Annotated in this window: 25 protein-coding genes and 1 pseudogene; 15 read left to right on the forward strand and 11 right to left on the reverse strand. The window is 37.9% G+C overall.

The window, feature by feature from the left end:
- Positions 1-11: 11 nt before the first annotated feature.
- The 6 genes from PVV66_RS06655 to parA form a co-directional block, all read right to left on the reverse strand.
- Positions 12-335: an EexN family lipoprotein gene (locus PVV66_RS06655; RefSeq protein WP_273719015.1), complete on the reverse strand. Its 324-nt coding sequence runs from the start codon at positions 333-335 to the stop codon at positions 12-14.
- Between the two features lie 3 nt (positions 336-338).
- On the reverse strand, positions 339-605 hold the full coding sequence (locus PVV66_RS06660; protein WP_273719016.1) for an EexN family lipoprotein: 267 nt from the start codon (positions 603-605) through the stop codon (positions 339-341).
- Between the two features lie 45 nt (positions 606-650).
- Positions 651-863: an EexN family lipoprotein gene (locus PVV66_RS06665; RefSeq protein WP_273719017.1), complete on the reverse strand. Its 213-nt coding sequence runs from the start codon at positions 861-863 to the stop codon at positions 651-653.
- Between the two features lie 186 nt (positions 864-1049).
- Positions 1050-1337, reverse strand: a complete 288-nt coding sequence (locus tag PVV66_RS06670) for an EexN family lipoprotein (RefSeq protein ID WP_273719018.1) — start codon at positions 1335-1337, stop codon at positions 1050-1052.
- Positions 1338-2424: 1087 nt separating this feature from the next.
- Entirely contained in the window at positions 2425-2652 is a 228-nt protein-coding gene (locus PVV66_RS06675) for a hypothetical protein (RefSeq protein ID WP_273719019.1), read from the reverse strand.
- Entirely contained in the window at positions 2652-3278 is a 627-nt protein-coding gene (gene parA, locus PVV66_RS06680) for a ParA family partition ATPase (protein WP_273719020.1), read from the reverse strand. Before parA ends, PVV66_RS06675 begins: the two co-directional genes overlap by 1 nt.
- Positions 3279-4563: 1285 nt before the next feature.
- On the opposite strand from parA, the gene PVV66_RS06685 reads away from it, so the two are divergent.
- Entirely contained in the window at positions 4564-4893 is a 330-nt protein-coding gene (locus tag PVV66_RS06685) for a TIGR01244 family sulfur transferase (protein ID WP_273719021.1), read from the forward strand.
- A gap of 617 nt (positions 4894-5510) precedes the next feature.
- Here the strand turns inward: PVV66_RS06685 and PVV66_RS06690 are convergent.
- On the reverse strand, positions 5511-6512 hold the full coding sequence (locus tag PVV66_RS06690) for a bifunctional riboflavin kinase/FAD synthetase (RefSeq protein ID WP_273719022.1): 1002 nt from the start codon (positions 6510-6512) through the stop codon (positions 5511-5513).
- Positions 6512-7357, reverse strand: a complete 846-nt coding sequence (locus PVV66_RS06695; protein WP_273719023.1) for a TIGR01459 family HAD-type hydrolase — start codon at positions 7355-7357, stop codon at positions 6512-6514. The genes PVV66_RS06690 and PVV66_RS06695 overlap by 1 nt, the downstream gene beginning before the upstream one ends.
- A 1260-nt stretch (positions 7358-8617) precedes the next feature.
- On the opposite strand from PVV66_RS06695, the pseudogene PVV66_RS06700 reads away from it, so the two are divergent.
- A pseudogene (locus PVV66_RS06700) lies at positions 8618-8988 on the forward strand (helix-turn-helix domain-containing protein).
- A gap of 660 nt (positions 8989-9648) precedes the next feature.
- Here the strand turns inward: PVV66_RS06700 and PVV66_RS06705 are convergent.
- The 3 genes from PVV66_RS06705 to PVV66_RS06715 form a co-directional block, all read right to left on the reverse strand.
- Positions 9649-9885, reverse strand: a complete 237-nt coding sequence (locus PVV66_RS06705; RefSeq protein ID WP_273719024.1) for an EexN family lipoprotein — start codon at positions 9883-9885, stop codon at positions 9649-9651.
- Between the two features lie 140 nt (positions 9886-10025).
- Entirely contained in the window at positions 10026-10280 is a 255-nt protein-coding gene (locus PVV66_RS06710; RefSeq protein ID WP_273719025.1) for a hypothetical protein, read from the reverse strand.
- A gap of 646 nt (positions 10281-10926) precedes the next feature.
- Complete coding sequence (locus tag PVV66_RS06715; protein ID WP_273719026.1) at positions 10927-11652, reverse strand: hypothetical protein; 726 nt, start codon at positions 11650-11652, stop codon at positions 10927-10929.
- A gap of 393 nt (positions 11653-12045) precedes the next feature.
- Here PVV66_RS06715 and PVV66_RS06720 point away from each other — a divergent pair, with 393 nt between their 5' ends.
- The 13 genes from PVV66_RS06720 to traG all read left to right on the forward strand — a co-directional run bounded on the left by PVV66_RS06720 (position 12046) and on the right by traG (position 24811).
- Complete coding sequence (locus PVV66_RS06720) at positions 12046-12366, forward strand: TrbC/VirB2 family protein (RefSeq protein WP_273719027.1); 321 nt, start codon at positions 12046-12048, stop codon at positions 12364-12366.
- A gap of 1 nt (position 12367) precedes the next feature.
- Positions 12368-12676: a type IV secretion system protein VirB3 gene (locus PVV66_RS06725; protein ID WP_273719028.1), complete on the forward strand. Its 309-nt coding sequence runs from the start codon at positions 12368-12370 to the stop codon at positions 12674-12676.
- Between the two features lie 22 nt (positions 12677-12698).
- On the forward strand, positions 12699-15053 hold the full coding sequence (locus PVV66_RS06730) for a VirB4 family type IV secretion/conjugal transfer ATPase (RefSeq protein WP_273719058.1): 2355 nt from the start codon (positions 12699-12701) through the stop codon (positions 15051-15053).
- Positions 15050-15589, forward strand: coding sequence for a type IV secretion system protein VirB5 (locus PVV66_RS06735; RefSeq protein ID WP_273719029.1), 540 nt, complete (start codon positions 15050-15052; stop codon positions 15587-15589). Before PVV66_RS06730 ends, PVV66_RS06735 begins: the two co-directional genes overlap by 4 nt.
- Entirely contained in the window at positions 15576-16556 is a 981-nt protein-coding gene (locus PVV66_RS06740; RefSeq protein WP_273719030.1) for a type IV secretion system protein, read from the forward strand. The genes PVV66_RS06735 and PVV66_RS06740 overlap by 14 nt, the downstream gene beginning before the upstream one ends.
- 211 nt (positions 16557-16767) lie before the next feature.
- Positions 16768-17082: a type IV secretion system protein VirB7 gene (locus PVV66_RS06745; protein ID WP_273719031.1), complete on the forward strand. Its 315-nt coding sequence runs from the start codon at positions 16768-16770 to the stop codon at positions 17080-17082.
- The gene (locus tag PVV66_RS06750) at positions 17036-17740 is read left to right on the forward strand and encodes a virB8 family protein (protein WP_273719032.1); all 705 of its coding nucleotides are present in this window, start codon (positions 17036-17038) and stop codon (positions 17738-17740) included. The genes PVV66_RS06745 and PVV66_RS06750 overlap by 47 nt, the downstream gene beginning before the upstream one ends.
- Entirely contained in the window at positions 17737-18603 is an 867-nt protein-coding gene (gene virB9 / locus PVV66_RS06755; protein WP_273719033.1) for a P-type conjugative transfer protein VirB9, read from the forward strand. Before PVV66_RS06750 ends, virB9 begins: the two co-directional genes overlap by 4 nt.
- Positions 18596-19774 (forward strand): type IV secretion system protein VirB10, encoded by a 1179-nt coding sequence (gene virB10 / locus PVV66_RS06760; RefSeq protein ID WP_273719034.1) that lies wholly within the window; start codon positions 18596-18598, stop codon positions 19772-19774. Before virB9 ends, virB10 begins: the two co-directional genes overlap by 8 nt.
- Positions 19771-20841, forward strand: a complete 1071-nt coding sequence (gene virB11, locus PVV66_RS06765) for a P-type DNA transfer ATPase VirB11 (RefSeq protein ID WP_273719035.1) — start codon at positions 19771-19773, stop codon at positions 20839-20841. The genes virB10 and virB11 overlap by 4 nt, the downstream gene beginning before the upstream one ends.
- 68 nt (positions 20842-20909) lie before the next feature.
- Positions 20910-21116 (forward strand): antitoxin VbhA family protein, encoded by a 207-nt coding sequence (locus PVV66_RS06770; protein ID WP_273719036.1) that lies wholly within the window; start codon positions 20910-20912, stop codon positions 21114-21116.
- Positions 21117-21126: 10 nt separating this feature from the next.
- A complete protein-coding gene (locus PVV66_RS06775; protein WP_273719037.1) occupies positions 21127-22743 on the forward strand; it encodes a BID domain-containing T4SS effector in 1617 nt (538 codons plus the stop codon).
- A 148-nt stretch (positions 22744-22891) separates the two neighbouring features.
- A complete protein-coding gene (gene traG, locus PVV66_RS06780) occupies positions 22892-24811 on the forward strand; it encodes a Ti-type conjugative transfer system protein TraG (protein ID WP_273719038.1) in 1920 nt (639 codons plus the stop codon).
- Positions 24812-24879 lie beyond the last annotated feature (68 nt).

The raw sequence follows: 24879 nt of genomic DNA on the forward strand, positions 1-24879 counted from the left end.
TGCTTTTTAGATTATTCTTTTGCCTTTTGTTCAGATTTGCGCTTTTTCTCTTCAGAGGTCATTTTATTTAGATTTTCCATTTGCTTTCTATTATACTCGTCTCGATACTTACGATATCTTTCGTCTGCTTTTTTTCTACGTTCTTCAGCAAATTCACGATCCGCTAACCGCATATTTTTACAGCTTTTCGAATTACCCGTCCAACCACATTTTTCTGCATATTCTTTGAATAATTTTTCATCTTTTTTAAAATCTTCTACACTATAAGATTCTTCACAGCCAACAACCACAGCCCCTGTGCAAAGCAATAGTGCTGTTATAATGACTTTATTCACGATTTAATTCCCTTCCTTTTTCTCTTCAGTTTTTTCCTTGTCGTCCTTTCCAGAGCCAAAAATCCCCCATTTTTTACGCGTTTCTAATTCAGCTTGTTCTGCATTTTTACAATTTTTTGAATCAAAACTTCCTGCAATAAAACATTTCTCTAACCACTGATTGAGTAATTTAGGATCTTTCTTAAATTCTTCTACGCTATAGGTTTTTTCGCAACCAGCAACAGCAAGCCCAGTACAAAGCAGCAATGCTGGGATAATGACTTTATTCATCAATAAATTCCCCTTCTTTTGGATTTACAAAATTTGAGATACAATTTAGGGCCTCAAAAAAAGTTCTACATATGCTTGTCGAAGGTTTTTACAATTTTGAGAGGATTTGAGTGGTGAATCATCTTTCTCACATTTCTTTGCCCATTCCTCGTATAATTTTTCATTTGTTTTAAATTCTTCTACGCTATAAGTTTTTTCACAACCAGCAACAGCAAGTCCAGTACAAAGCAGCAATGCTGAGATAATGACTTTATTCATCAATAAATTCCCCTTTTTTCAAATTTACAAAGTTTGGGACACAATTGAGTATCCCCTTAAAATTGCACATTCGGTTCAGTGTGCATTTTCAAAAATCTTAAAATCGACCTCTGGAGGCGATTTTTCGCAACTTATGACGATAAATCGCGTACAAAGAAAAATACTGCGATCAATATTTTTTGTGATTTAATTGTTATTCTTCTGTTTTTCAGTTTCATTCCCATTTTTGCTATTTTCACGAAGTTCCTTTGCAAGATTTCTATAATGCTCTTGAAAAAGTTCCATATCGGCTTGCATGGCATTTTGACAATTCTTAGTAGAAAAAGCAGAGAGTCCCATTTTATCGCATTTCTTTCCCCATTCTTGCACCAATTTTTTATCTTTCTTAAATTCCTCAACGCTGTAGTTTTTCTCGCAACCAACAGCGACAAGCCCTGTGCAAAGCAACAGCGCTGTTATAATAGCTTTATTCATGGTTTTATCCCTCTCTTTGTTTTATACTTTAATAACGATGTCGTTGGATTCACAAAATCCCTGTATCGTGCTTTTACGTATAACTTTCCTTTGACAAATACGTACACTTTTAACGCCAATAGGTTGAATCATGAGAGCCGCTTTATTATCAAACTTGCATTTGTAACGTTATCGACACTGCTACTCTTGAGTATTTGAACTGTTAAAACTCCAGCAAAAATTTTGATATCTTGACATTTTCAAGAGGCTTTTTAATCATTTCTTTTCTTTCAAGAGTTTTCCTTCAAAACCACCTCATCAATGAGAAGCAGCACGAATTCTTATCAAAAATTCGTAATGCCTATATCCATTGCAAATTCCCTGCAAACGAAAGAATACACCTTTTAATCAACTGATTGCGCTCTTACTTATTTCTTAATCCACCGAGAAAGAAAAAAACTTAACTCCCCCCCCCCTACACTTTTTACATGCCAATAGAAATTCTAATAAAGCGATCTTATACATTCCGATAGCAGAAAAAAGATTATTCCTTGCCTGCCATCAAGTAACATTCAATACTTAGACTATAAAATCATGTAAATGAAAGGAACACTTTCCATATCATGCTCAATGATTTCTTTTTGTTATGAGGAAAGCTTATAGCACACCCCTATCAATCAATTTTATTGATTTTATCCCCCCCTTATAAACATACATATAATTTTAAAAAGAGAATGTCACATAGCAGAAAAAAAGAAGCAACGCTACTGTTAATTTACATTATTTACCTTGTATTTAGTAAAATAAACAAAGTATTCAGTAAAATAAAAAAATAACTTCACATTTAAAATCATGATCAAGCCAATTTTTATGGAAGAATAAACTTACCTATCCAGCGACGATACAAATAACAAGGGGACTGATGATGATCTCATCCATAGGATGAAAAGTTGAAACGAAGAATTTTTCATAGGTTCATAACTATTTTATGAGATGCCCCCCATAAAAAATGGACGCTTTTATAACAATTAACTTCATGGAAAAACGACCAATATCATCTTTTTAAAAACACTCAAACCAACGCACACTTATTATTGTATATTATCTTTTATTTTCCGTATTTTTTTGAAAGCAATTCGCGCACCTCATCGGCCATTTTAGTTCCACGACTTGCACAACTGACCTTAATTAACCGATGCAAACTTTCCGGCACATCAATTGTGAGACGCTTCATACCGCCATCCACACTGCCTTTATTATTTTCCACCCATGCATCAGCCGTTAAAGGAATGGATTTATTGGTTGGTTTCGTGCCAATTTTAATTTTTTTATTCATCACGCTAACTCCTTGATTTCGGCCGCAACAGCTTCAATCTCTGCGGTTGCTTGTCCTTGCTTATCCACTTCGTAAACAGCCTTGCCCTGTGCAGCAGCTTCTGCAAAAATCACACGTTGCGCAACACTCGAAGAAAGAACATGCACGGGATATATGCCAAGAGCTTCATTCACATCACGCCCTATCGCTGTATTGACTATTTTACGATTAATAACAAAAGCAGATTTGAGATTTTCTTTATAAACGCGTGCTTCGTCAATCAGCTTTACAATTCCATCAGCAGCCCAAATATCATAGGGACTAGGCAAAACAGGTATAAGCACAAAATCCGAAGCCATAAGAGCACTCCGCGCAAGATCAGTCACACGCGGAGGACTATCAATAATAATATGATCATAACCATGACCAATCTGTGTAATCTCTTTGTGAACTGTTGCACGTGGTAAACCAATAACCGAAAATAAAGGATCCTCTTCACGCGCAGCAGCCCAATCCAATGCGCTCCCCTGTGGGTCAACATCAATAAGCAATACTCGTGCACCGGTACGTGCAAAACTGGCTGCAAGATTCACGCTCAACGTGGTCTTTCCGACACCCCCTTTTTGATTCAAAAGTCCAATGATCATTCGTTACGTCTTTCAGTATTATCGTTTTTACGATTATACTGAAAATAACAAAAGAAGCAAGCATACAACACCTGAAAAACAACCATTTGTCTTAATTTTTAAGATAAAAACAACAGCCCCCAATTTTATCTTTATAATATTCTTTTAGCATGAGCCCAAAATATTATGAAGGGAGTGTTCTTGCTAATAAAAAGATAAATTGAAACAAGAAATAGGGTCTTCTTTCCCCGCCTTAAAATGAAAATTTCTTAAATCTGCGCTAACCTATAACTAATGGTCTCTCCATAATCTTTACCCCTCGGATTTTACTCTCCATGAGGTCCACTGCATACGACTCGACAAATAAGCTCTGCCCTAAATAGATAGCAAATTACCAAGGAGAATTGATGGTTTTACATGTTGAATGAGAGAACAGAAATCTATACAATTCTCTCGTTTTCCCTCTCTTATATTCAATCAATTAAAATCACTTATCTACCATCACAAGCAGAGTTGGCATATGAGAATAAACACTGAAAAAAAGGAATAAAAATACTTCTTATGGAGTGTTTTAAATATCAAAAGCTTGTTGGTAGCATCGGTGGCTCATGTATGATCGTGCCGGCTTATCCCTTTTCTTGAGCTAAAGATGGGGGTACAATGAATGTTGTACTCTTTAAATTTATACCCTTTGCGCACAACAGAGTGAAATGAGCTTGAGAAAATACGGATAGCTCTGCGCGCAAACAAGCAACGCAATGGATTGTTCTATGCTTCGTGAGAACAATGAATGATCCATAGAGAGAGAGCTATCTTTCATAACGGTAATTCATTGAGCTCTCCCCATCTTTACGCTTGAGAAGGAGCCCCCATCACATACTTTGTGCCATCTCGTAGGTGTTACACCAGCTCTTGACCCTTGCAACGGCTCATGAGAAGGCATCTTTAGTTCTTTCTTCTACAATTTCACTCCACACGAGGCCCTCGCTTATAACGTGCAAACAAGAGATCTTGATTGATACAACATAGAACAGAGTTGAAACACAAGAATCTTACGGGTTTTAGGGTTCTAATTCAAGTTAAGGAACGCTATATTATCATTATAAATCAATGCGCTGTCTAAGATTGAATAACAAAGATGTTGCCGTATGAGATATTTTGCACCTTGACAGCGCGTTTTTCCAAACAAGTTTTCTCGACAAAAAGAATATTTTTGTTAAGATGCCCTTGCAAGATCTCACTTTCATCATGTTCTTTTATAGACCTAAGAGTATTGTAAAAATCGTGCAATTGGGAATAAACAAAAATGAATTTACAACAAATTGACCCTGATATTTTTATCGGCGCCCAAATTAGCATAGAAAATATCAAAACATTAGCAGAAGCTGGTTTTAAAACAATTATCTGTAACCGCCCCGATCACGAAGAGGCTCATCAACCTGATTTTTCAAACATTAAAATGGTTGCAAATAACTATGGCATAAAAGCCTATTACATTCCCATTTCTCCTCCGACCATAGAAAAATCAGATGTTGAAACCATGCAAACAATTTTAAAAACAGCCTCTCTCCCTCTTCTCGCCTATTGCCATCATGGAACGCGTTCACTGCATCTTTATCATTTAGCACGTCTTTAATCATAGGTTGCATAGGCTTCCCATGCACTTTACAAGACAAAGTTCTTAAATTTGCACTGATCTGTAAACAATAGTTTGTCAAGAATGTTTTTCTTACACCTTCCACTTGGGTTCTCCCTTTACTTGGGGCTTCCCTCTTTGTGGAAAGCACTGCATAGGGCACGATAAACAAACTTTGCTCTTAAATAGACAACAAACATCTACCCCTGAAGCCATAAAAATACATGCAAATTGGTGAAGCGATAAACTTTTAAAATAAAAAAGTCATCGATTTTAAATTTTGTGAAATTCTAAGAATAAAAGCACAAGAAATTTTAAAAACAGCCTTTCTCCTTCTTCTTATCTATTCTTGCCAAATACGCGGTGTGCTTATTCATTGATTTTTCATCATGGATTTTAACGGATCAGAAAGAAACAAGCAGTAAACTTTCAACTGACAGCAAAAACCATAAAGTTAACTGTGAAAAAGATAATGCTTAAATCAGATCTTCAGATATTCGATTCTCCCTCTCAACAACGGAAAAAACATATATTCCATGATGTTTTGGAATATATCTTTGTGATGATCATCACTTTAAGTGCTATTTTTACAGCTCTTCTCTCTTTTTCAGATAAACTTAGAGCATATTTTTAAAAGTAAGCAACCGATCCAACTTGGATAAGGGTTGAACTGTCTTTAAAATTTCTTTTGCTTTTTTTTCATCACGGTGCATTTGTGCAATCAAAGGTTCAAGTCCATCAAATTTTTCTTGTCCGCGCAAAAACTTGAAAAAAGAAACGGTACAGCTCTCCCCATAAAGGTCATCATTAAAGTCAAATAAATAGGTTTCCAAAAGGGGGGCCCCATCTTTAACAACCGTTGGACGACAGCCAAAACTTGCAACCCCATCATATAAAATACCGTTGGCACGACGCAAACGCACCGCATAAACACCATGAGCCAAACAAACTTGAGGAGGTAACATCTGATTAGCGGTAGGGAATCCCAAAAGACGTCCAAGTTTGTCGCCTTGAATAATATTGGAGCATACCCGATAGTGATAGCCTAACAAATGAGCGGCTTTGTCCACTTCTCCTTGTGAAAGAAGTTGCCGAATAAAACTAGAAGAAATGATCAACGGTTGTGAATCTTGAAGACGAGAAACGCAAGGAACTTGCACAACCTGAAATCCAACTTCTTTTCCTCTTTGGCAAAGAAGATGGACGTTTCCACTTTTCTGATGACCAAATTGAAAATTTTCACCTGTCACCACAACGGAAACCTCAAAAGCTTCCTTTAAAATCGACTTAATAAATTCATCCGCTGAAAGAGCTGCAAATTGTGCATCAAACGGCTGTTCAATCACGCCATCAAAGCCAAGGATTTTAAAAATTTCAGCTTTTTCAGCCGCCTCTGTCAAACGATAGACAGGGGCTGAACGTTGAAAAAAACTTCTTGGATGAGGTTCAAAAGTTAAAACAACAGCGGGTTTATTTTTTATCCGTGCGAAATCAAGCGCTTTTTGCAACACTACCTGATGCCCACAATGAACACCATCAAAATTTCCAAGTGCCAACACAGCCCTCCGCCAAGCCGAGGGAAACATATGGGTTCCCTTAAGACGCAAAAAATTAACCATTACTGAAGTGCCCACATGATTGCTTGTGGCCTATAACCATGACGTTCTAGAAAAGAATGCAAAGCTTGCTTATCCACCACACCATTTTGCATATAATCATAACAATGAATGCCCCCCATAATATAAAGGGCATCAAGACCAAAATGAGCCGCCCCCTTAATATCCGTCAAAAGACCATCACCAATAGCTAAAACTTGACTTTTTTCTACTGTCCCACGTATTTTTTGAAGTTTTTCAAAGGCACACTCATAAATAGGCGCATGAGGTTTTCCAGCAATGCGAACTTCCCCTCCTAATTGTTGGTAAAGACGCGCCAATGCACCAGCGCACCAAAATTCCTTATTTCCATAATGGACAATCACATCAGGATTAGCACAAATAAAAGGTAAATTCCGCGCGCGCATACGACGAAACATCTCCTCATAAGCAGAGGGTTCTTCAGCAAAATCTTCAAGAAAACCGCTACAAACAACAACAGAAGCTTCCCATTCCTCAACAAATTCACACGCTAACCCTTCAAACAGTACCAAATCACGTTGTGGACCAATGAAAAAAACTTTACGCGGTGCAGCACAAATGAGGTCACGCGTTACATCCCCTGAAGTGATAATGGCATCATAACAGTCACTATGAATATTCATGCTTTGTAATTGGGCCGCAACATCTTCCCGGAGTCGAGGAGAATTGGTCAATAAAATGACACTTTTTCCCATTTGCCGAATTTTATACAACGCTTTCAAAGCTGGTTCAAATGCCTGCACACCGTTATGCACAACACCCCACACATCACAAAAAACAGCATCATAATGCGCTATAACAGTCTCAATATGGGTCAGTTCATTCATAGTGCACCTATCTCTCTTTGTCATTGATCAAGCTGTCTTTTACTTCAAAACTACTTATCGAAAGATAATAGCTCTGTCACCTGCTTTCTCAAACCATACCCCAACTTTGTATCGCCTATAGAGATCATAAGAAATGATAAAATAAATAAGTTATCATTAAGTTGTGCAAAATTCTAAAACGCTTGATAGTAAAAGCTTATCATTCCACAATGCCCATTTTTCTCATAAAAATTTCAATTCTAACAACAACCGCGTTAATACAGTTTTTTAGTGAAAACACTCAAATTTTTTACTTGGAAAATAAACGAATGAAAACCCGCCTTAAAAATCGCTTTCTTCAAGATAAAACAATTGATTTATAACAATAATTTATTACTCACGCATAATGAAAAAACCGAATATCTTTTTTCATTTAAAATCTGTTTATATTGAATTAATCAAAAACTATTTGCTTGCACATTATAAGTGAGATGAACGTGTAGAGCAAAACACTTGAAGAAAGGAATAAAATATCTCTTAATAGTCTCTCTCAAATGTAAAGACTGTCGTAATATTTTGGACGATCAAAGAGTATGTGGAGTATATACCGTCGTACATCTTTTTTCAGTAAAGATAGAAGTATAGCTTTTATTCTATCCATGAAACTTTTACTTTATACTCTTCACGGAGTGCCGTTGTGAAATGATCTCGAGCATTAAGAAATGTTCCTTTAAAACAAACTCGTGAATATCCGAACAGCCCAATCTATTCTGTTTTGATTTTGTTTTGCATGAGGGATGTCCACTGATGAAAGCTTTTCCCTACCATCATGATATCTCAGTCGCATAAAAACAAACCATTTTGCTTATGAGTCAAGAACCTCATTAAGCGCCCCTAGGGGCTTAATCAAACCCATGGGGTTCTCTTACTTTCTTCGCCAAATTCAGGGCTGATGGCATAATTGTGATGAGCGATAAAAAATTGAAAAGCAAACAGCCTTTTATTAAAAAAGCTATCCGTCTCAAGAAAAACGATTTTTATTGCCAAGCTCTTAAAATTACTTTATGAATGGAGGTGTTTTGGTCGCATACGCAGCGACCAATAGGGCTCTAAAACCCGAAAGCTAAAATAAAAATTTACTCCGCTTTGCGGATATCCCGGAATTCCGGGAGGTTTTGTTATGTCCAAGTGCTGTAAGCACTAAAAGCAAAATGCTGATTTAGCTTCAGTTTTAGACTCCCGGAATACCAATGCGAGGGCGCTCGCAACCGGAGGGGGCAAATGCAAACTCAGAGCCTTAATATTGATCTTTTTGTTGGCAAAAAAATTCGCTTGAAGCGAAAAATATTAGGGATGTCTCAAAAAAACTTAGGAGACGCTTTAGGGGTAAGTTTTCAACAAATCCAAAAGTATGAAAAAGGCTTAAATCGTGTGAGCGCTGGGCGATTAAAGGAAATTTCCGATATCCTAAATGTTCCGGTTTCCTTTTTTACACGGATATCATCTTACATATCATCACAAACGAAAACACCTCGTACCCTCATGAAGAAATTGCATCAAGCAAAGAGGAATTTTTGCTTTTAAAAAGCTTTAGAGTCCTGACCTCTGTCAAACAGAAAGCCATTTTAAAATTAATTTGTGATCAGAATTAAAACTTTTTAAAACATGGATATAGGGTGCACCACGCTCTGTTCTTGGCTTTCTCCCCACACCTCAAAGAATGCAAATCTCTCCTCAAACCGGTTGATAAACAATCCGCCTTCTCAAAAACAGCTCCTTTTCAGCTTCCCATTTTATATGGTTCCTTTGACAAAATTATACAGGCAAACCCTTTCTGAAATCTTCACCGTACTCTCCCATCAAAAGGCCCCATGCATAAACTTTTTACCTCACTACCTCTCAAACGATGGTGTTTTACAGCACTAAAGGATACGCATTCATATATATTTTTAAAAGGGAAATCCCCTCTTGGCTGTGAACGCTCCATTGATTTTAGACGATGTGCATTTAACATACCTGCTATAAAGACTTAGTATCTGTTATAAATTCTTAAAAGGCATGTTTTTTCCTCTAAAATCTCAATGCTATACTAACACCATCATAAGACAATATTATCCAGTTTTCTCGTAATCATAATCCTCAATCTGATAAAGTTGAAACAAACGATATAATTGTGAATACAATTTTAGGCGATCATTTAGAATAACAAATGATAACGATTGCTTCTATAAAGATAAAAGAAGTCACAATCAATTGCACAGTAACTTCTTTATTTGAAACTTATACATCTACTATTGAGATATGTATTTTTCTCAAAAGCCATGCCCACGATCCGTAGAAGGAGTCTCTTTCGAGAAAAACAGTTCATTATCTGCTTTTAGAACGTTTTGACAATTCGTAGATTCCTGAACAGCTGGTCCTGAAAGAAAACACTTCTTTCCCCATTCTTCTCTTAATTTTGCATCTTTTTTAAAATCTTCTACGCTATAGTTTTTTTCACACCCGGTCACCAATAATAGAGCCATGCATAATAAAATAAATTTTCTCATTTTATCCCTCTTTAAATACCTTATCTGTTAACATTATCCCCAAAATGGATTTTGAATTTTCATATTTTATGAAGATAGAGCGTGATTATCCCTTGCTTATTTTCACAATGAACATCTAAGTACAATAATGCAAGAAGCGCTCATGACAGCCGTCGTATGCGTTTTTCATAAAATACAATGAGAAGAAAAGAGCCAAAACTCAATAAAAATGACGAAATCAAAAGACGCACGAATGCTTTTGTCCAACTGATTTCAAATACAGAGACTGCGATAGGAATTGCTCCTAACACTAGAAAACCTATGAGCATTATAATGCTTAATATCACGCTCAACGGACCACGAAGCCATAACAAGAAAAGTGCAAGCGCTTTTTTATTTATTTGTATTTTGGTCACTATTTCCCCCCTCATGTTATCGTTATTTTATACTTAGTGATTTAAAAATATAGAAGAAATACCAACGATACAAATCATGTTTAAAAAGATTTTTTCGTAAGGTCCTATTTGAGATCCATCATTTGGAAGAATGATTTTAGAAGAAGATAGCTTTTAAAGTTTCATAAAGCATGCGACAGATTGACGAACTTTGAAGAAATAAACCGCATTACCCAATACTGAAAACAAAATTCTGGTTAAAAAAAATCTTTTGCTATGAATTCTTTTAAGCCATTGTGAAATACTTATCAGTTATATCAAACATTCCATTATTTTGGGAAGTGTTCATTTTTTTACCTTTATCAACCCCACTCTACAAACCCGTTTCTTGAGCATTTTTTATCTTCTCACTTTCTCCTTCAAGTGCAAATATTGAAAAACCTTTTACCTCCCCAAATACCATTCCCCTTCTCCTTGAAAACATACAAGGAAAAAAGGCCATTTTAAGAGCCAATCTCTCTTAAAAATAAAAGTGTTATCCGTTCACCTTTATGAAAAAACGCAAATATTCTCACGGCTTATTCCAATTTATCCTATAGTAATTTGCAATTTTATTGGTAAAGTTTTCTCTCATAAAAGTTTAAGTAAATATGTTCGTCACAGTCTATCAAAAGTCAGAAAACGGGTTATAAGATCCATTATCACGCCGCCATTTTAAAGGTTCAGTGAAGTCGCTTGACCAAAGACCAATCTTGTTGTCACGTGCTTTTTCTTCCGCATGATAATACTGCGCTGGAATAGGATTTTCACCCTCCTTTGAGAGGAGCAACATACCTTCTGTAAGACCTGCCTCGGCTAAATCAACCCCTTGAACAAAACATTGCGCATAATAAACACCCTTGTGCATAAAAGCCTGCTTACAGGATAAATCCTGTCCAAGTGTTTTGGTGACAAGCCAAGCCGTTGTAACCGCACCACAGGGCCATTCTTGATTCTTTAATCTTGCTTTTTGACGTGGTGCGCATGTGTCCACACCATAAAGATGAATATCACGAGTAATACGGGATCGCCAAGATTGTGCAGAAGGTGTTAGTAATTTAAATGTAACCCCACTTGTAACCGATGCCCTACCATGAAAAACAACAGCATTATTTGCAACATCGTTTGATAAAACACTCTTCTGTAGATCAAGCGCTGGTTCATTTTCTTCTAATGGTTGTTTAGTGATCGATTGACGCAATTTTTTTTCTTCTCGATAGAGATCAACAATATCTTGGATATCTTGCGTCTTCAATGTTTCAAGAACGCTAAAATCTATTTTATCTTTATATTGGCTTAATCCCCACACTATGGAACCCATAATGTAAATAATAACAATCAATTTAAATAGCATCTCTTAACACGCTCGCTCAAAAAATTCATTGTTTTTTATCCTTTCACATTATTTACTAGCAATCCCCTTGTTTTTAAAGAAAAAATTGAAATACCTGTGTTACACATTAACTACATTTTGTAAAGAATAATATTCTCTCTCACCTTGTTTTAATATTGTTGTCTTAACCAAAAGCACAACTTAAAATTGCCATTTTCATATAACACACTCTCAATTTGAAAAGACTTCTGTCTCTTGAAAAAGAAGAGTTTGAGAGTGAGCAGATCCACTATCAAGACTTTTTAAATAAAAAACGAGGAGTTTAGACTGTCATAAAATAACAGAATTCTCCAGTTGTTAGAGGTAATGGAATGTCGAGATATGAACAAATATCGTTTGTTAAAGAGAGGTAAAATGACAGATCATAGATTCCAGAACATCATTTTTATCGTGACCATGCTGCTTTTTACAGCAGTGTTTGTATCCGATCTTTCTTATGCTGCTTCTGCTCCTAGTGGAGGTGGTTTTGGGAATCTTGATGGTGTTTTAGGCAACATTGTCACAATGATGACGGGTGGAACGGCGAGGCTCATTGCCATTATATGTGTTGCTGCTGTAGGTATTGGTTGGATGTATGGCTTTATTGATTTACGCAAAGCAGCTTATTGTGTTCTGGGTATTGCTATTGTTTTTGGTGCCCCTACTCTCGTCACTAAATTAGCGGGCACAACATAGAATGAATGAAGATACCCTTTTTCTTGCCTGTACACGTCCAGCCATGTTTGCCGGTGTTACAATGGAAGCGATGGCGCTTAATGTCATGGCGACATCCATTCTTTTCATTTTGACCAGTGGTTTTACTATGTTTGGTCTTGGGATTGGGATGCACTTTATTTTGCGAGAAGTGACAAAGCATGACCACAACCAATTTCGCGTATTATTTGCATGGCTCAATACAAGAGGAAAGCAAAAAAACCTCAACCGATGGGGAGGAGGGTCTACCTCCCCCTTACGCCTTGTCCGCAATTATAAAGAACTAAGTTGAAGGAACAAAAACGGTGAAACAGATGTCAATGATGAAACGGGAAACTTTGCCTGAAGAATATATTCCCTATATACGCCACATCAACCATCATGTCATTGCTTTAAATTCTCGCTGTTTAATGATTGTGATGGCTGTTGAAGGTGTAAATTTTGACACTGCTGATATTGACCAATTAAATTCTTTACACAACCAATTAAATACTCTTTTGAAAAATATCGCAGATGAACGGGTTGCTTTATATTCTCACATCATCCGCCGTCGTGAAACAATTTATCCAGAAGGCCATTTTCTTTCGTCTTTTGCAACCACATTAGATGAAAAATACAAAAAGAAAATGGTTTCGCAAGAGCTGTATCGAAATGATCTGTTTATTTCGCTGCTTTGGAATCCCGCAGCAGATAAAACACAACAACTGGCAGCATTTTTTCAGCGCTTGAGCAAAGCAAAAAAAACGCAATCTGAACCCGATGAAGAAGCTATTCATAAACTCGAAGAGTTAAGCCAAGATCTCATGCAAGGTTTAGAAGAATATGGAGTCCGTCTCCTATCAATCTATGAACATGAAGGACTTTTATTTTCCGAACAAAGTGAATTTCTCCACCAACTGGTGGGTGGAAGACGTGAACGTATTCCACTCACATTTGGCACCATTGCCTCAACGATTTACTCAGATCGTGTTATTTTTGGGAAAGAAATTATCGAAATTCGCCATGAAAGCAATGAACGCTTTGTCGGCATGTTTGGCTGGAAAGAATACCCTTCTAAAACACGTCCAGGAATGACCGATGGTTTGCTTACGGTACCATTTGAATTCATCTTAACACAATCCTTTGTTTTTAAAAGTAAAGCGGCCGCCAATGCAATTATGAGTCGCAAGCAAAATCAAATGATTAATGCAGCCGACCGTGCGAGCTCACAAATTGATGCATTGGATGAGGCCCTGGATGATTTAGAGTCAAACCGTTTTGTTTTGGGTGAACATCACATTTCTTTAGCTGTTTTTGCCGATCATCCCAAAATATTGACTGAGAACTTATCAAAAGCACGCTCCCATTTAACCAATGGGGGAGCCGTGATAGCCAGAGAAGATTTAGGACTAGAAGCCGCATGGTGGGCGCAATTGCCTGGAAACTTTAGCTATCGTGCGCGTTCAGGCGCCATTACCAGTAGAAACTTTGCCGCTTTATCGCCCTTCCATTCTTTCCCCGTTGGCAAATTGAATGATAATATTTGGGGGGCTGCTGTCGCATTGCTAAAAACACAAGCTGCTTCACCTTACTATTTTAATTTTCATTATGGTGATCTTGGAAATACTTTTGTTTGTGGTCCATCGGGATCTGGTAAAACAGTGATTGTTAATTTTCTTCTTGCACAATTACAAAAACACAATCCGACCATGGTTTTTTTTGACAAAGATCAAGGCGCAGAGATTTTTGTACGCGCTGGAGGTGGAAAATATAAACCTTTAAAAAATGGACAGCCTACCGGTATTGCGCCCTTAAAGGGCATGGAATACAGCGAAAAAAATAAAATCTTTCTTCGTAATTGGATCTTAAAGCTTGTGAGCACTGAAGGGCAAATCGTGACCGAAGAAGAACGACAAGATATCGCCAAAGCCATCGATTCTTTAGAAAACTTACCCCCAACACAGCGCTCTCTTGGTGCCCTTCAACTGTTTTTTGACAACACATCCAAAGAAGGGATTGCCATACGGCTACAACGCTGGATTAGAGGCAATGATTTAGGATGGGTTTTTGATAATGATCAAGATGATCTCAATTTAAATGCACAATTCATTGGCTATGACATGACCGATTTCTTAGATAACGAAGAAATTCGGCGTCCCTTGATGATGTATCTCTTTCACCGCATTCTTGATCTGATTGACGGACGGCGCATCATTATTGTCGTTGATGAGTTCTGGAAAGCTTTAGAAGATGATTCATTCAAAGCTTTTGCGCAAGATCGGCTCAAAACAATCCGTAAACAAAATGGCATGATGCTCTTTGCAACACAAAGCCCCAAAGATGCTTTAAACTCCACAATCGCGCACACAATTATTGAGCAATGCCCCACCCAAATATTTTTCCCAAATCAAAAAGCAAATTACAAGGATTATGTTGAAGCTTTCAAACTTACTGAGCGTGAATTTGAACTGATACAGTCAGAATTAAGCAGAGAATCCCGTCGTTTTCTTATCAAACAAGGACAAAGTTCCGTCGTTGCAGAACTTAACTTACGCGAAATGAACGATGAGATCGCCGTTTTAAGCGGTACAACCAAAAATATTGAACTCATGAATGAAATTATAAATGAATATGGAGCAGATCCTGAAAAATGGCTGCCCATATTTTATCAAAGGAGAAAAAATCAATGAAAAAATATGGCTTAGTAACATTGTTATCTTTTTCTTTTATTTCTCATGCACTCTCACAAATGTCCCCCGATGCAGATGAATATTATAAACAAGCTCTCGAAAACACCCAAAAATTAGATGCTGCAAAATCAGAAACCGCAGAAACCATTTATAAAACTGCAACTGAAACGACAAAAAAAATCAACGAAATAAAAGAACAACTTGAACAACTTAAATCACAAATAAATACAACAGAAACAACAGCTGAAGCTGAAACAGAGACGGAAAAAAAGTCTAAACTTGAAAAATTGCAGAAACTTCAGACCCTTCAGCAAGAGCTTCAAGTGAAAGCTTCTCTTCTTCAAGCGGATCTTCAGGCAAGTTCTTTAAAACTTCAGTCTTTGGCGATGATTCAAGCAAGAGATACGAAGACAAAAGATGAGCTGCGTGAAGAAAAGGAGCAAAAAAAGCATAAATATATCCAAGCACAATTAAAAGAAAAAGAAGAAAAATTAAAAGAAAAAATTGGAAGTACTGGTGCAGATGTCAGACTATAGTTTCTCTCCCTTTGAAAGCATTTCTGGGTATATTTTAAAACCTCTCGACAATGTGATGAACACAACGGTGAGTGGTTTATCTTCTGCTATTTCAGCACCCTTAAATCTTGCCGCAATCATTTTTATCTTTCTTTATGGCTATAATGTTATGACAGGTCGCGTTGCGCTTTCCATGCATAGCCTTCTCAATAATGTTGTTAAAATCGTCGTTGTGACAACAATGGCAACGAATGCGGATACATTTAATACGTATGTCAAAGATATTTTCTTCAATGATTTGTCCAACGCGATTGGGAATGCTTTGAACAGTAATCCTGCAAGCTCTAATGTTTTTGATTTTATTTTGTTGCAGGCCAGTTCTCGCTATCAAGAAGTCTTATACAATGCTTGGTTTTTTGAAAAAATCGTTGTGGGGCTTCTTGGTTCTATCATGCTTCTAGCCGTTATTCTCTTTTGTATAGGTGGTTTTGTTGTCCAAATGTTTGCACAAGTTGCACTCGTGATGATTATAGGTCTTGGACCTCTGTTCATTAGTTTATATTTGTTCAATGCAACGCGAAAATACACCGATGCATGGATTACAACTTTGATCAATTTTACCATTTTACAAGTTCTCGTGATCATGCTTGGAACAATTATATGTCAAGTAATCCTACAGGTCCTCAAAGTTTCATATGAATCAATCTACATTCTTTTCCCCCCTGTCATCGTCATTTCGATCATAGGGGTTATTATCTTCCGTGCGCTTCCCGGAATTGCAACAGCACTGGCCTCTGGCGGACCATACTTTAGCGCTGGTGTCTCTTCAGGAGGACAGATTTTCACAATGGTTGCCAATGGAGTAAGATCAAGTGGTAATGCAATAAAAAGTGCCACTTTACAAATCTCAGGAGCTGCCGGTAAAGGTGCGGCAGGCGCGGCGGCAAAAGCAGGAAAATCTGGAGGTGGTGGTCGTGGACGGTTTTAAGATAAAGCACTTACTTAAAAGAATAAGCATTTTTGTTTTTGCCTTGCGTGCGCCCTTTGGCGCACGCCCCGTGATCTTGTTCCATGAAAGTCGTAACATTTTGGTTCTTACAGCAAAACCAAGCACAATCTTGCATCACATAAACTTGTAAAAGTGTTCAAAATAAAAGGCTCTCATGCATTGTATTCCAAGATATTTGTGAGTTCAAAAAATGAAACAAAAAATAACTTTTGTTATGATCCTAACGATAGCGCTTGCCGGCTGTGCCTCTTTGAGTGGCCCCAAAAAACCACCACGCTGTAATGGCAAACAGACACGTGCTTTAAATAAAGATAAGTGGAATTGGGAAAATAAAAACGTTGTCCACCCAGAAAAATCCGTAAAGTCTGCTACCATACCCATCATTCTCAATACTTTGGAAAGTGAAAAAGCAACAGCAAACTCGGTGCTTAATTCAGCTTCATTAAAGTCGGTTATTCATGAAGCAAAAACTGATAAAACTGTGGAGATTACGCGTGAAAAGTGATGCCCTTGAACAATATATAAAAGAAGCACGCTCATTTGACATTGATCGCATGCATAGCATGCGCATGCGGATGAAAATTTCCATGGCTTTAACGGTGCTTTTTGGCTTGATGACGATTGCGCTCGCTTTAGCTGTTGCAGCTTTAACGCCTTTGAAAACGGTAGAGCCTTTTGTTATCCGCGTTGATAACTCAACAGGCATCATTGACACTGTAAGCGCCCTAAAAGATTCCCCTAACGATTATGATGAAGCGATAACGCGTTATTTTGCTGGCCAATATGTTCGGGCTCGTGAAAGTTTTCAAGCATCAGAAGCAGAAAACAGTTTTCGCTTAGTCTCTCTTTTATCTTCTCCAAAAGAACAAAACCGTTTTGCAAAATGGTACGCGGGCAATAATCCAGAAAGTCCGCAAAATATTTATCATAACATGATTGCGACAGTCACAATCAAATCAATCTCTTTTATAAGTAAAGATCTTATTCAAGTTCGTTACTATAAAACGGTCAGAGACTTTAATGAAAAAGAAAATATTTCCCATTGGGTTTCAATTTTAAATTTTTCTTACGTTAACGCACACATTTCAACGTCTGATCGTCTCATCAACCCCCTTGGTTTTCAAGTATCGGAATATAGATCTGATCCAGAGGTGATAAAATGATCAGACTTTTACAAACCATCTTTTTAATTTTTACGCTCACTCTCAGCTTTCACACAGTCCTCTCATTTGCAGAAACAGCGCCTGTCAGTGCACGTAAAGATAACCGCATCAGATTTGTCAATTATGACCCCTACAACGTCGTACAAATCATTGGCTCCATTCGCTCTTCCGTTCAGCTAGAATTTGCGGATGATGAAGAAGTCACTTATGTAGGAATTGGAAATTCCGTTGCTTGGCAAGTTGCGCCGGCTGGCCACTTTGTTTTTCTCAAACCGCGTGAAGTCCAACCTGTGACCAATTTACAAATCGTCACAAGCCGCCAAGATGGAACAAAGCGGTCATATCAATTTGAGCTGCAAATCCGTGAAGGTGAGGTTTCAGCCGGCAATGAGACATATTTTTTAGTAAAGTTTCGTTATCCAGAAGATGAAGCCTTGCGTAGAAAATTAGCCGAAGCCGCAAAAGCCGAACAACGTGAAGAAAATTTTGTCAATGATATTTTAAATATCCATGAGGATTTTGGACCACGCAACTGGGCTTATGAAGCCCAAGGCTCATCCCTCATTGAACCTTCTTCTGTTTATGATAATGGGAAAACAACAACCTTTACCTTTTTAGGCAATGTTGAAATCCCCAGCATTTACCTTGTAACGCCTGATGGGCAAGAAGCTCTTATTCCAAAATCAATTAAAGGCAACAAGGTTATTGTTCATGCGACAGCGGCACAATTCACGCTACGGCGTGGAAATGAAGTCTTGTGCATCTTTAATAAAAAGTTCACCCCAGAAGGAATTAATCCTGAAACGGGAACGACATCACCATCTGTACAACGTAAAGTGAACATAGGAAACAGCCATGAATAACGCCGTGGATGAAAAAAACATTAATGATCGTGATACCATAAAAAATGCTCAAGGAAAAAGTCAACAGAGCAATGTAGGCAAAGCAATCGCCCTTGTTATTCTTTTCAGTGTCTGTCTTTATTTAGCCTATTCAACGCTTGTTACAGACAAAAAACAACCTACAGAGAAAAAACAAGCGATTGAATCTTTAAAAGAAGGAAAAGTTATCAAACAAACAGAACTTTTCCGCCCTGCAAAGCCTACCTCCCCTTCCCTTGAACAGGCGCACCGAAATAACGCTCTGTTACCCAAAGTCGAGCTACCAACCCCCAAGATCAATCAATTAAATTCTGACGATCCTCTGTTGGAAGCAGCACAACGTGCTCCTGTATTAGCTTATGCGAATGCACAACAAGGCAAAACAGTTTCACAAATCAATAAAAACGCTTTGCCTCACCAACTGGAAAGCAAGCCTGATGAAACAACACAACGCTTTAATCATCTTCTCAAACCCACAGTGCTTGAAGGTATTCGTGCTTCAACCCTTGGCAATCGAAATTATATCATCACGATGGGAACTTCTATCCCTTGTATCTTAGAAACAGCCATCAACAGTGATCAACAAGGTTTTGCCAGTTGTATCATCTCCAGAGATATTTTATCAGACAATGGTCGTGTTGTGCTTCTTGATAAAGGCACCCAAATTGTTGGTGAGTATCGCGCCGGATTGAAAAAAGGCCAAAAACGTCTCTTTGTGCTATGGAATAGAGCCAAAACCCCCAATGGTATCATTATATCCTTAGCTTCACCGGCAACAGACAGTTTAGGACGCTCTGGTATTGACGGTGATATTGATAATCATTGGTTAGAGAGGATTGGATCTGCACTTCTTGTATCCCTGATAAAAGATGTAACAAACTATGCCAATAAACGTTTATCAAAAAAACAAGACAAAGAAGAGCATGAAACACTCTCTTCAGGACAAAACATTGCAAATATTATTGTCGAAAATTACGCCAATATTCCTCCAACCTTATCCAAAAACCAAGGGGAAATGGTGAACGTTTTCGTTGCCCGCGATTTGGATTTTTCCGGCGTTTATAAATTAAAAGTCATCGAAAACAAAAAACAGATTATCAATCGAGCTGTTTCAAGAAACTTTTACAAAAACTCTGCGATACCTTTAGAATGAACCAAACCTTACATACCATGAGCGATGAAACCGTCGCGATTGTTCTCACAAAACTTGAACCCATCAGTGCTTTTTTGAAAGATGAGAGTCTTTTTGAAATTGTTATCAATCGTCCCTATCAAGTAATGACGGAAGGGATAGATGGCTGGAAAACAGTAGAAGCACCGGCTCTCTCTTTTAATGAGCTTATGGGGATTGCGAAAGTTGTCGCGTCTTATTCCAAGCAAAATATATCAAATAAGAATCCAATCTTATCAGCGACCCTCCCAGGCAATGAGCGCATTCAAATTGTCATTCCACCCGCTGTCGAAAAGGACACAATTAGTATGACAATTCGCAAACCATCATCGCAGAATTTTTCTCTCGAAGAGCTTGCCAATAAAGGTCTCTTCTCGCTATGTGAGCAGGTATCTTTCACGCCATTGAATGATTATCATACGCGTTTTAATGAACTCAAAATCATCGAACATAATTTAGCCAATGCTTATTGCAATAAAGACTTTGTCTCCTTTTTAAATCAAGCTGTAAAATGCCAGAAAAATATTTTGATTGCGGGAAAGACTGGTTCGGGGAAAACAACATTATCAAAAGCATTGATCGCCAAAATTCCTCAAGACGAGCGTATTATCACCATTGAAGACACACAAGAATTGGTGATACCGCACCCTAACCATGTCTCGATGATCTATTCAAAAGATGGACAAGGTTTAGCTTCTGTTGGCCCCAAAGAATTGCTTGAATCATCTTTACGGATGCGTCCTGATCGTATTCTTTTGCAAGAACTTCGAGATGGTACAGCCTTTTATTATATCCGCAATGTCAATTCTGGCCATCCAGGCTCCATTACGACGGTTCATGCCTCAACAGCTCTTGCTGCCTTTGAGCAAATGACCCTTTTGGTTAAAGAAAGTGAGGGAGGGGGTGATTTAGAACGTGATGATATTCGAGGTCTATTGATTTCAATGATTGATATCATCATCCAATGCAAACGGGTTGAAGGAAAATTTAAGGTCACAGAAATTTATTATGACCCATTCAAACAACGAAACATCTTTGGCGGTAACTAAAGATAAAACACGCCTGCTAAAAAAGGTTTGTTTATGGCAATTATTGAAAAGCTGGAAAGGAAGAATAAATGCTGACAAAGACGACAGAAAATCTTTTATCGATGACAGCGGAAGAGTTGAAAAAACGTCGTAAAGCGGTTGATACAGCGATCAGCACCCATGCAATAGAGGGAATAACACTTCATTCCACAACGCTCAAAATTTTAGAAGAATATGCGAGAGGGAATATTTCACTAGAGGAATTTAATACTCTTATGGACAATGCTAGATTATAAGGAGGTAACAATGCCAAAAGCAAAAGGAATCCCTTCACCTTATCATTATACTTACCCTAAAAGCGTCACGCTAAAAAATAAACATGGAATAAAGAACCTTAACGCCTTTCTTGACAAATGTTCCCATGAATCAGCAAAAGCAATAGTCAATTTACGCGAAGAACCATCGCCACAACGATTTGATTCATCCTATCTAAAATATCTTCATTATCAGTTATTTAAAACAACGTTTGAATGGGCTGGCCATACCCGCAATGAACACTTTACATTTGCAGATGGCACCACTGCCACCATGCCAGAAATGAAAAGAACAGGCTGGGAACATGCTTTTGCAATCGGTAATGAAGTTCAAGAAGGCTTACAACAATTAGATCAAACGCTTAGCCAAAAGAATAATTTGCAAGGCTTATCGCGCGAAGAATTTAACTCTGAAGCAATAAACTTATTTAACTCTCTCAACCAAATCCATCCATTCAGAGAAGGAAATGGACGCACACAACGAATCTTTTTTGAAAAACTTGCTCAAGCCGCAAACCATCAACTTGAATTTTCGCTTGTCACAAAAGAACGCATGATGCTTGCCAGTATTGCAGTAGCAGAAAACGGCGATCTAGAACCTATGCAACATCTTTTTGAAGATATTTCCAATCCAGAAAAGACATGTCTTTTACAAGAATTTATGGATAACATGAAGAATCTCAGTCGCAAGGTTAATGATCGCCCTGTTATGGTTGCAAAAGAAGGTGAAACTTACACAGGCACCTACAGAGGTGCTGGTCATGAAAGTTTTACCTTCAACGTGAAAGGTGCTTACATCATCGGAAATAAAGAACATCTCACACCAGAACAAATAAAAACATTAAAACCCGGTGATAAAATTACTTTTACAGCTCCCCAAGCCCAAGAGCTTGAACAAACACTCATTCCTGAAGAAAAATTAGCCCCTTTGACAAAAAATGAAAAAGCCGAAATGATTGCAGAAGATGCCTGTGTCCACACAACTCGAGACCAAATTCAAAAGTTAGCAAAAATTGTTTATGGCAATGCAAAAACATTAGACAAACAGATGGTCGCGATTATTAAAAATCCAGCCTTAGGTCAACAGCTCGCCAATCAGATTGAAAGAGCACCAGACTCTGTTGCTCATCTTGCAGGCTTCAGTTTATTTGCACTACAAAATCAGGCACGTGCAAATGCTAAAAATCATGTTGATATGCTCTGTAGTGCTGTTACAAATTTCGCCCATGCTGTAAAACATGCGGAGAAGGCAATTACGCAAGAACATGCAACAGAACAAGCTCGCCGTGCAAAAATAGTAGAAATGCCAAGTAAAAACTTGCAAGATCTTTTTTCCTTGCCAAAAGAATTACAGCAAGAAGCTTTAGCAAAAAATCCTGAACTTCGAAAAGAGCTGACTACCTTTGTAAAAAACATCAATAGCCGTCTCTCAGAAAATGAACATAAAGCTGTCAAAAATAATGAGTATGAGACATTGGCTCAAAGCATTGGTGTATCAGAAAATAAAGCCAAAAAAATTACACAAACCGTTAAGCAAGCCCAAGAAGTACACCAACAAGTTTGCACGCGCACAGTCAACCGTTCAAATGTACTCGCTATGGCCGGCTAAGGATGGATAAAACCTTCCTTTTTCATGAGTAAGGCGCATAAACGAAAACGGGTTAGCATTATCTTGCAGCTTTGCAAAAAGAGTATTACACAGCTGAAAAAAAGAGCATTTCACAGCAAATTCTAAAGAGAATTGAAAGTAAAATACAATGAAATATACCAAGACACAAATGGTACTTATTTTAACTCCTATTGCTTTAGGTGCTTTAACGATATTCCTTGTCCCTCATTTTTTGTTGCTGATAACAAATGGACTAAAGAGCGATCAAATTTATTGGACTCTTCGTTCAGAGCCTTTATTAGTCTTAGCCCTAACAGCTGCTGTTTCATTGTTGTATAGTCTCTCGCAAAAACTGCACCTGCGTAAAACAATCACTTTTGTCTCTGTTGCCTTTTTTGGAACCACAGCTCTTTACTATATTGGAGGTGAAATAAAACGTTTAAGTCCCTATGTGGGCCAACAAGGAATAACGTGGAGCTATGCACTTCAATTCATGGATCCCATGGTTGTCTTTGGCATCATCATTGGTGCTTTTTTCTCCATTATTCAATTCATAACAACCTCCCCCCCTAAAAATAAGGTTAAGCGTGCCAAAAAAGGTGTTTTTGGTGAAGCCTCATGGATGGATTTAAGAGAGGCAGCAAAAATCTTTCCTGCCAATGGGCAAATTGTTGTGGGAGAAAGATACCGTGTTGATCAAGATAATGTGTGCAAAATTCCCTTTGCACCTGGCAATAAAACAACATGGGGCAAAGGTGGAACAGCACCTTTGCTAACTTTTAATCTTGATTTTGGTTCAACCCATATGATTTTTTTTGCTGGTTCTGGTGGCTATAAAACCACAAGTACAGTGGTTCCTACGTGTTTAAACTATCCTGGGTCTGTTATTTGTCTTGATCCTTCAACAGAAGTTGCCCCAATGGTCAAATTTGCGCGTCAAAAAATGGGCAATAGAAATGTTATTGTTCTCGATCCTAATTCACTTTTAACAAAAAGTTTTAATGTCATCGATTGGCTTTTAGATGACAGCGTACCCCGCACACAACGTGAAGCAAATATTGTTAGCTTTTCCAAATTGCTTCTCACAGATAAAAAATCAGACAATTCTTCAGCGGAATATTTCTCGACACAAGCCCATAATCTTTTAACGGCTCTTCTTGCGCATGTCATATTTTCTGATGAATACGAAGACGAGGAGCGCAATTTAAAAACATTGCGTGGAATTCTCTCTCAATCAGAAACAGCTATTATCAATCAATTACGCATGATCCAAGAAACAACGCCTTCTCCTTTTATTCGTGAAATGGTGGGTATTTTTACAGAAATGGCAGAGCAAACCTTTTCAGGAGTCTATACAACCGCCTCGAAAGACACCCAATGGCTTTCTTTATCCAATTACGCAGATCTTGTCTGCGGGGATGATTTTTCTTCCTCAGATATCGCCAATGGCAATACGGATGTTTTTCTCAATCTTCCCGCAAGCATTTTGAACAGTTATCCAGCGATAGGACGTGTTATTATTGGTGCCTTTCTCAATGCCATGGTTACAGCAGACGGTAAATATAAAAAGCGTGTTTTATTTGTCTTAGATGAAGTAGATCTTCTAGGCTATATGAATATTTTAGAAGAAGCGCGTGATCGTGGACGTAAATACGGAACATCCCTAATGCTCTTCTATCAATCTTCTGGTCAGTTGGTCAATCACTTTGGAGAATCTGGAGCACGTTCATGGTTTGAAAGCTGCTCTTTTGTTAGCTATGCTGCCATTAAAGATCTTCAAACAGCCAAAGACATTTCAGAACGCTGTGGTCAAATGACCGTTGAAGTCACCGGAACAAGCAAATCAAGAGGTTTATCTTTAGGAAAGAGCTCTTACAACATCAATTACCAACAAAGAGCTCTGATTTTACCCCATGAAGTTATTCAAGAAATGCGTCAAGATGAACAAATTATTCTGATGCAAGGCCAACGCCCTTTGCGATGTGGTCGCGCCATCTATTTCAGAAGAAAAGAAATGTTAGCCGCAGCTGCAAAAAACCGCTTTGCCCCAAAAGCACAGAAAAACTAAAAAACATACTCTAATGAAGACATGCATCAAAACAACAACATCAAAGGATAAAAGCAAAGATTCTATTT

This window comes from Bartonella sp. AU16XJBT (assembly GCF_028618665.1).
Classification (GTDB): domain Bacteria; phylum Pseudomonadota; class Alphaproteobacteria; order Rhizobiales; family Rhizobiaceae; genus Bartonella.

Bases quoted from the DNA above. Each gene is read 5' to 3' on its own strand.
- virB10 (WP_273719034.1), top strand. From the start codon at position 18,596: ATGAATAACGCCGTGGATGAAAAAAACATTAATGATCGTGATACCATA.
- PVV66_RS06750 (WP_273719032.1), top strand. From the start codon at position 17,036: ATGAAGCAAAAACTGATAAAACTGTGGAGATTACGCGTGAAAAGTGAT.
- PVV66_RS06720 (WP_273719027.1), top strand. From the start codon at position 12,046: ATGACAGATCATAGATTCCAGAACATCATTTTTATCGTGACCATGCTG.
- virB11 (WP_273719035.1), top strand. From the start codon at position 19,771: ATGAACCAAACCTTACATACCATGAGCGATGAAACCGTCGCGATTGTT.
- PVV66_RS06695 (WP_273719023.1), bottom strand. From the start codon at position 7,357: ATGAATGAACTGACCCATATTGAGACTGTTATAGCGCATTATGATGCT.
- PVV66_RS06725 (WP_273719028.1), top strand. From the start codon at position 12,368: ATGAATGAAGATACCCTTTTTCTTGCCTGTACACGTCCAGCCATGTTT.
- PVV66_RS06670 (WP_273719018.1), bottom strand. From the start codon at position 1,337: ATGAATAAAGCTATTATAACAGCGCTGTTGCTTTGCACAGGGCTTGTC.
- parA (WP_273719020.1), bottom strand. From the start codon at position 3,278: ATGATCATTGGACTTTTGAATCAAAAAGGGGGTGTCGGAAAGACCACG.
- PVV66_RS06745 (WP_273719031.1), top strand. From the start codon at position 16,768: ATGAAACAAAAAATAACTTTTGTTATGATCCTAACGATAGCGCTTGCC.
- PVV66_RS06730 (WP_273719058.1), top strand. From the start codon at position 12,699: ATGTCAATGATGAAACGGGAAACTTTGCCTGAAGAATATATTCCCTAT.
- PVV66_RS06705 (WP_273719024.1), bottom strand. From the start codon at position 9,885: ATGAGAAAATTTATTTTATTATGCATGGCTCTATTATTGGTGACCGGG.
- PVV66_RS06770 (WP_273719036.1), top strand. From the start codon at position 20,910: ATGCTGACAAAGACGACAGAAAATCTTTTATCGATGACAGCGGAAGAG.
- PVV66_RS06735 (WP_273719029.1), top strand. From the start codon at position 15,050: ATGAAAAAATATGGCTTAGTAACATTGTTATCTTTTTCTTTTATTTCT.
- PVV66_RS06740 (WP_273719030.1), top strand. From the start codon at position 15,576: ATGTCAGACTATAGTTTCTCTCCCTTTGAAAGCATTTCTGGGTATATT.
- PVV66_RS06775 (WP_273719037.1), top strand. From the start codon at position 21,127: ATGCCAAAAGCAAAAGGAATCCCTTCACCTTATCATTATACTTACCCT.
- virB9 (WP_273719033.1), top strand. From the start codon at position 17,737: ATGATCAGACTTTTACAAACCATCTTTTTAATTTTTACGCTCACTCTC.
- PVV66_RS06685 (WP_273719021.1), top strand. From the start codon at position 4,564: ATGAATTTACAACAAATTGACCCTGATATTTTTATCGGCGCCCAAATT.
- PVV66_RS06715 (WP_273719026.1), bottom strand. From the start codon at position 11,652: ATGCTATTTAAATTGATTGTTATTATTTACATTATGGGTTCCATAGTG.
- PVV66_RS06675 (WP_273719019.1), bottom strand. From the start codon at position 2,652: ATGAATAAAAAAATTAAAATTGGCACGAAACCAACCAATAAATCCATT.
- PVV66_RS06690 (WP_273719022.1), bottom strand. From the start codon at position 6,512: ATGGTTAATTTTTTGCGTCTTAAGGGAACCCATATGTTTCCCTCGGCT.
- PVV66_RS06660 (WP_273719016.1), bottom strand. From the start codon at position 605: ATGAATAAAGTCATTATCCCAGCATTGCTGCTTTGTACTGGGCTTGCT.
- PVV66_RS06665 (WP_273719017.1), bottom strand. From the start codon at position 863: ATGAATAAAGTCATTATCTCAGCATTGCTGCTTTGTACTGGACTTGCT.
- traG (WP_273719038.1), top strand. From the start codon at position 22,892: ATGAAATATACCAAGACACAAATGGTACTTATTTTAACTCCTATTGCT.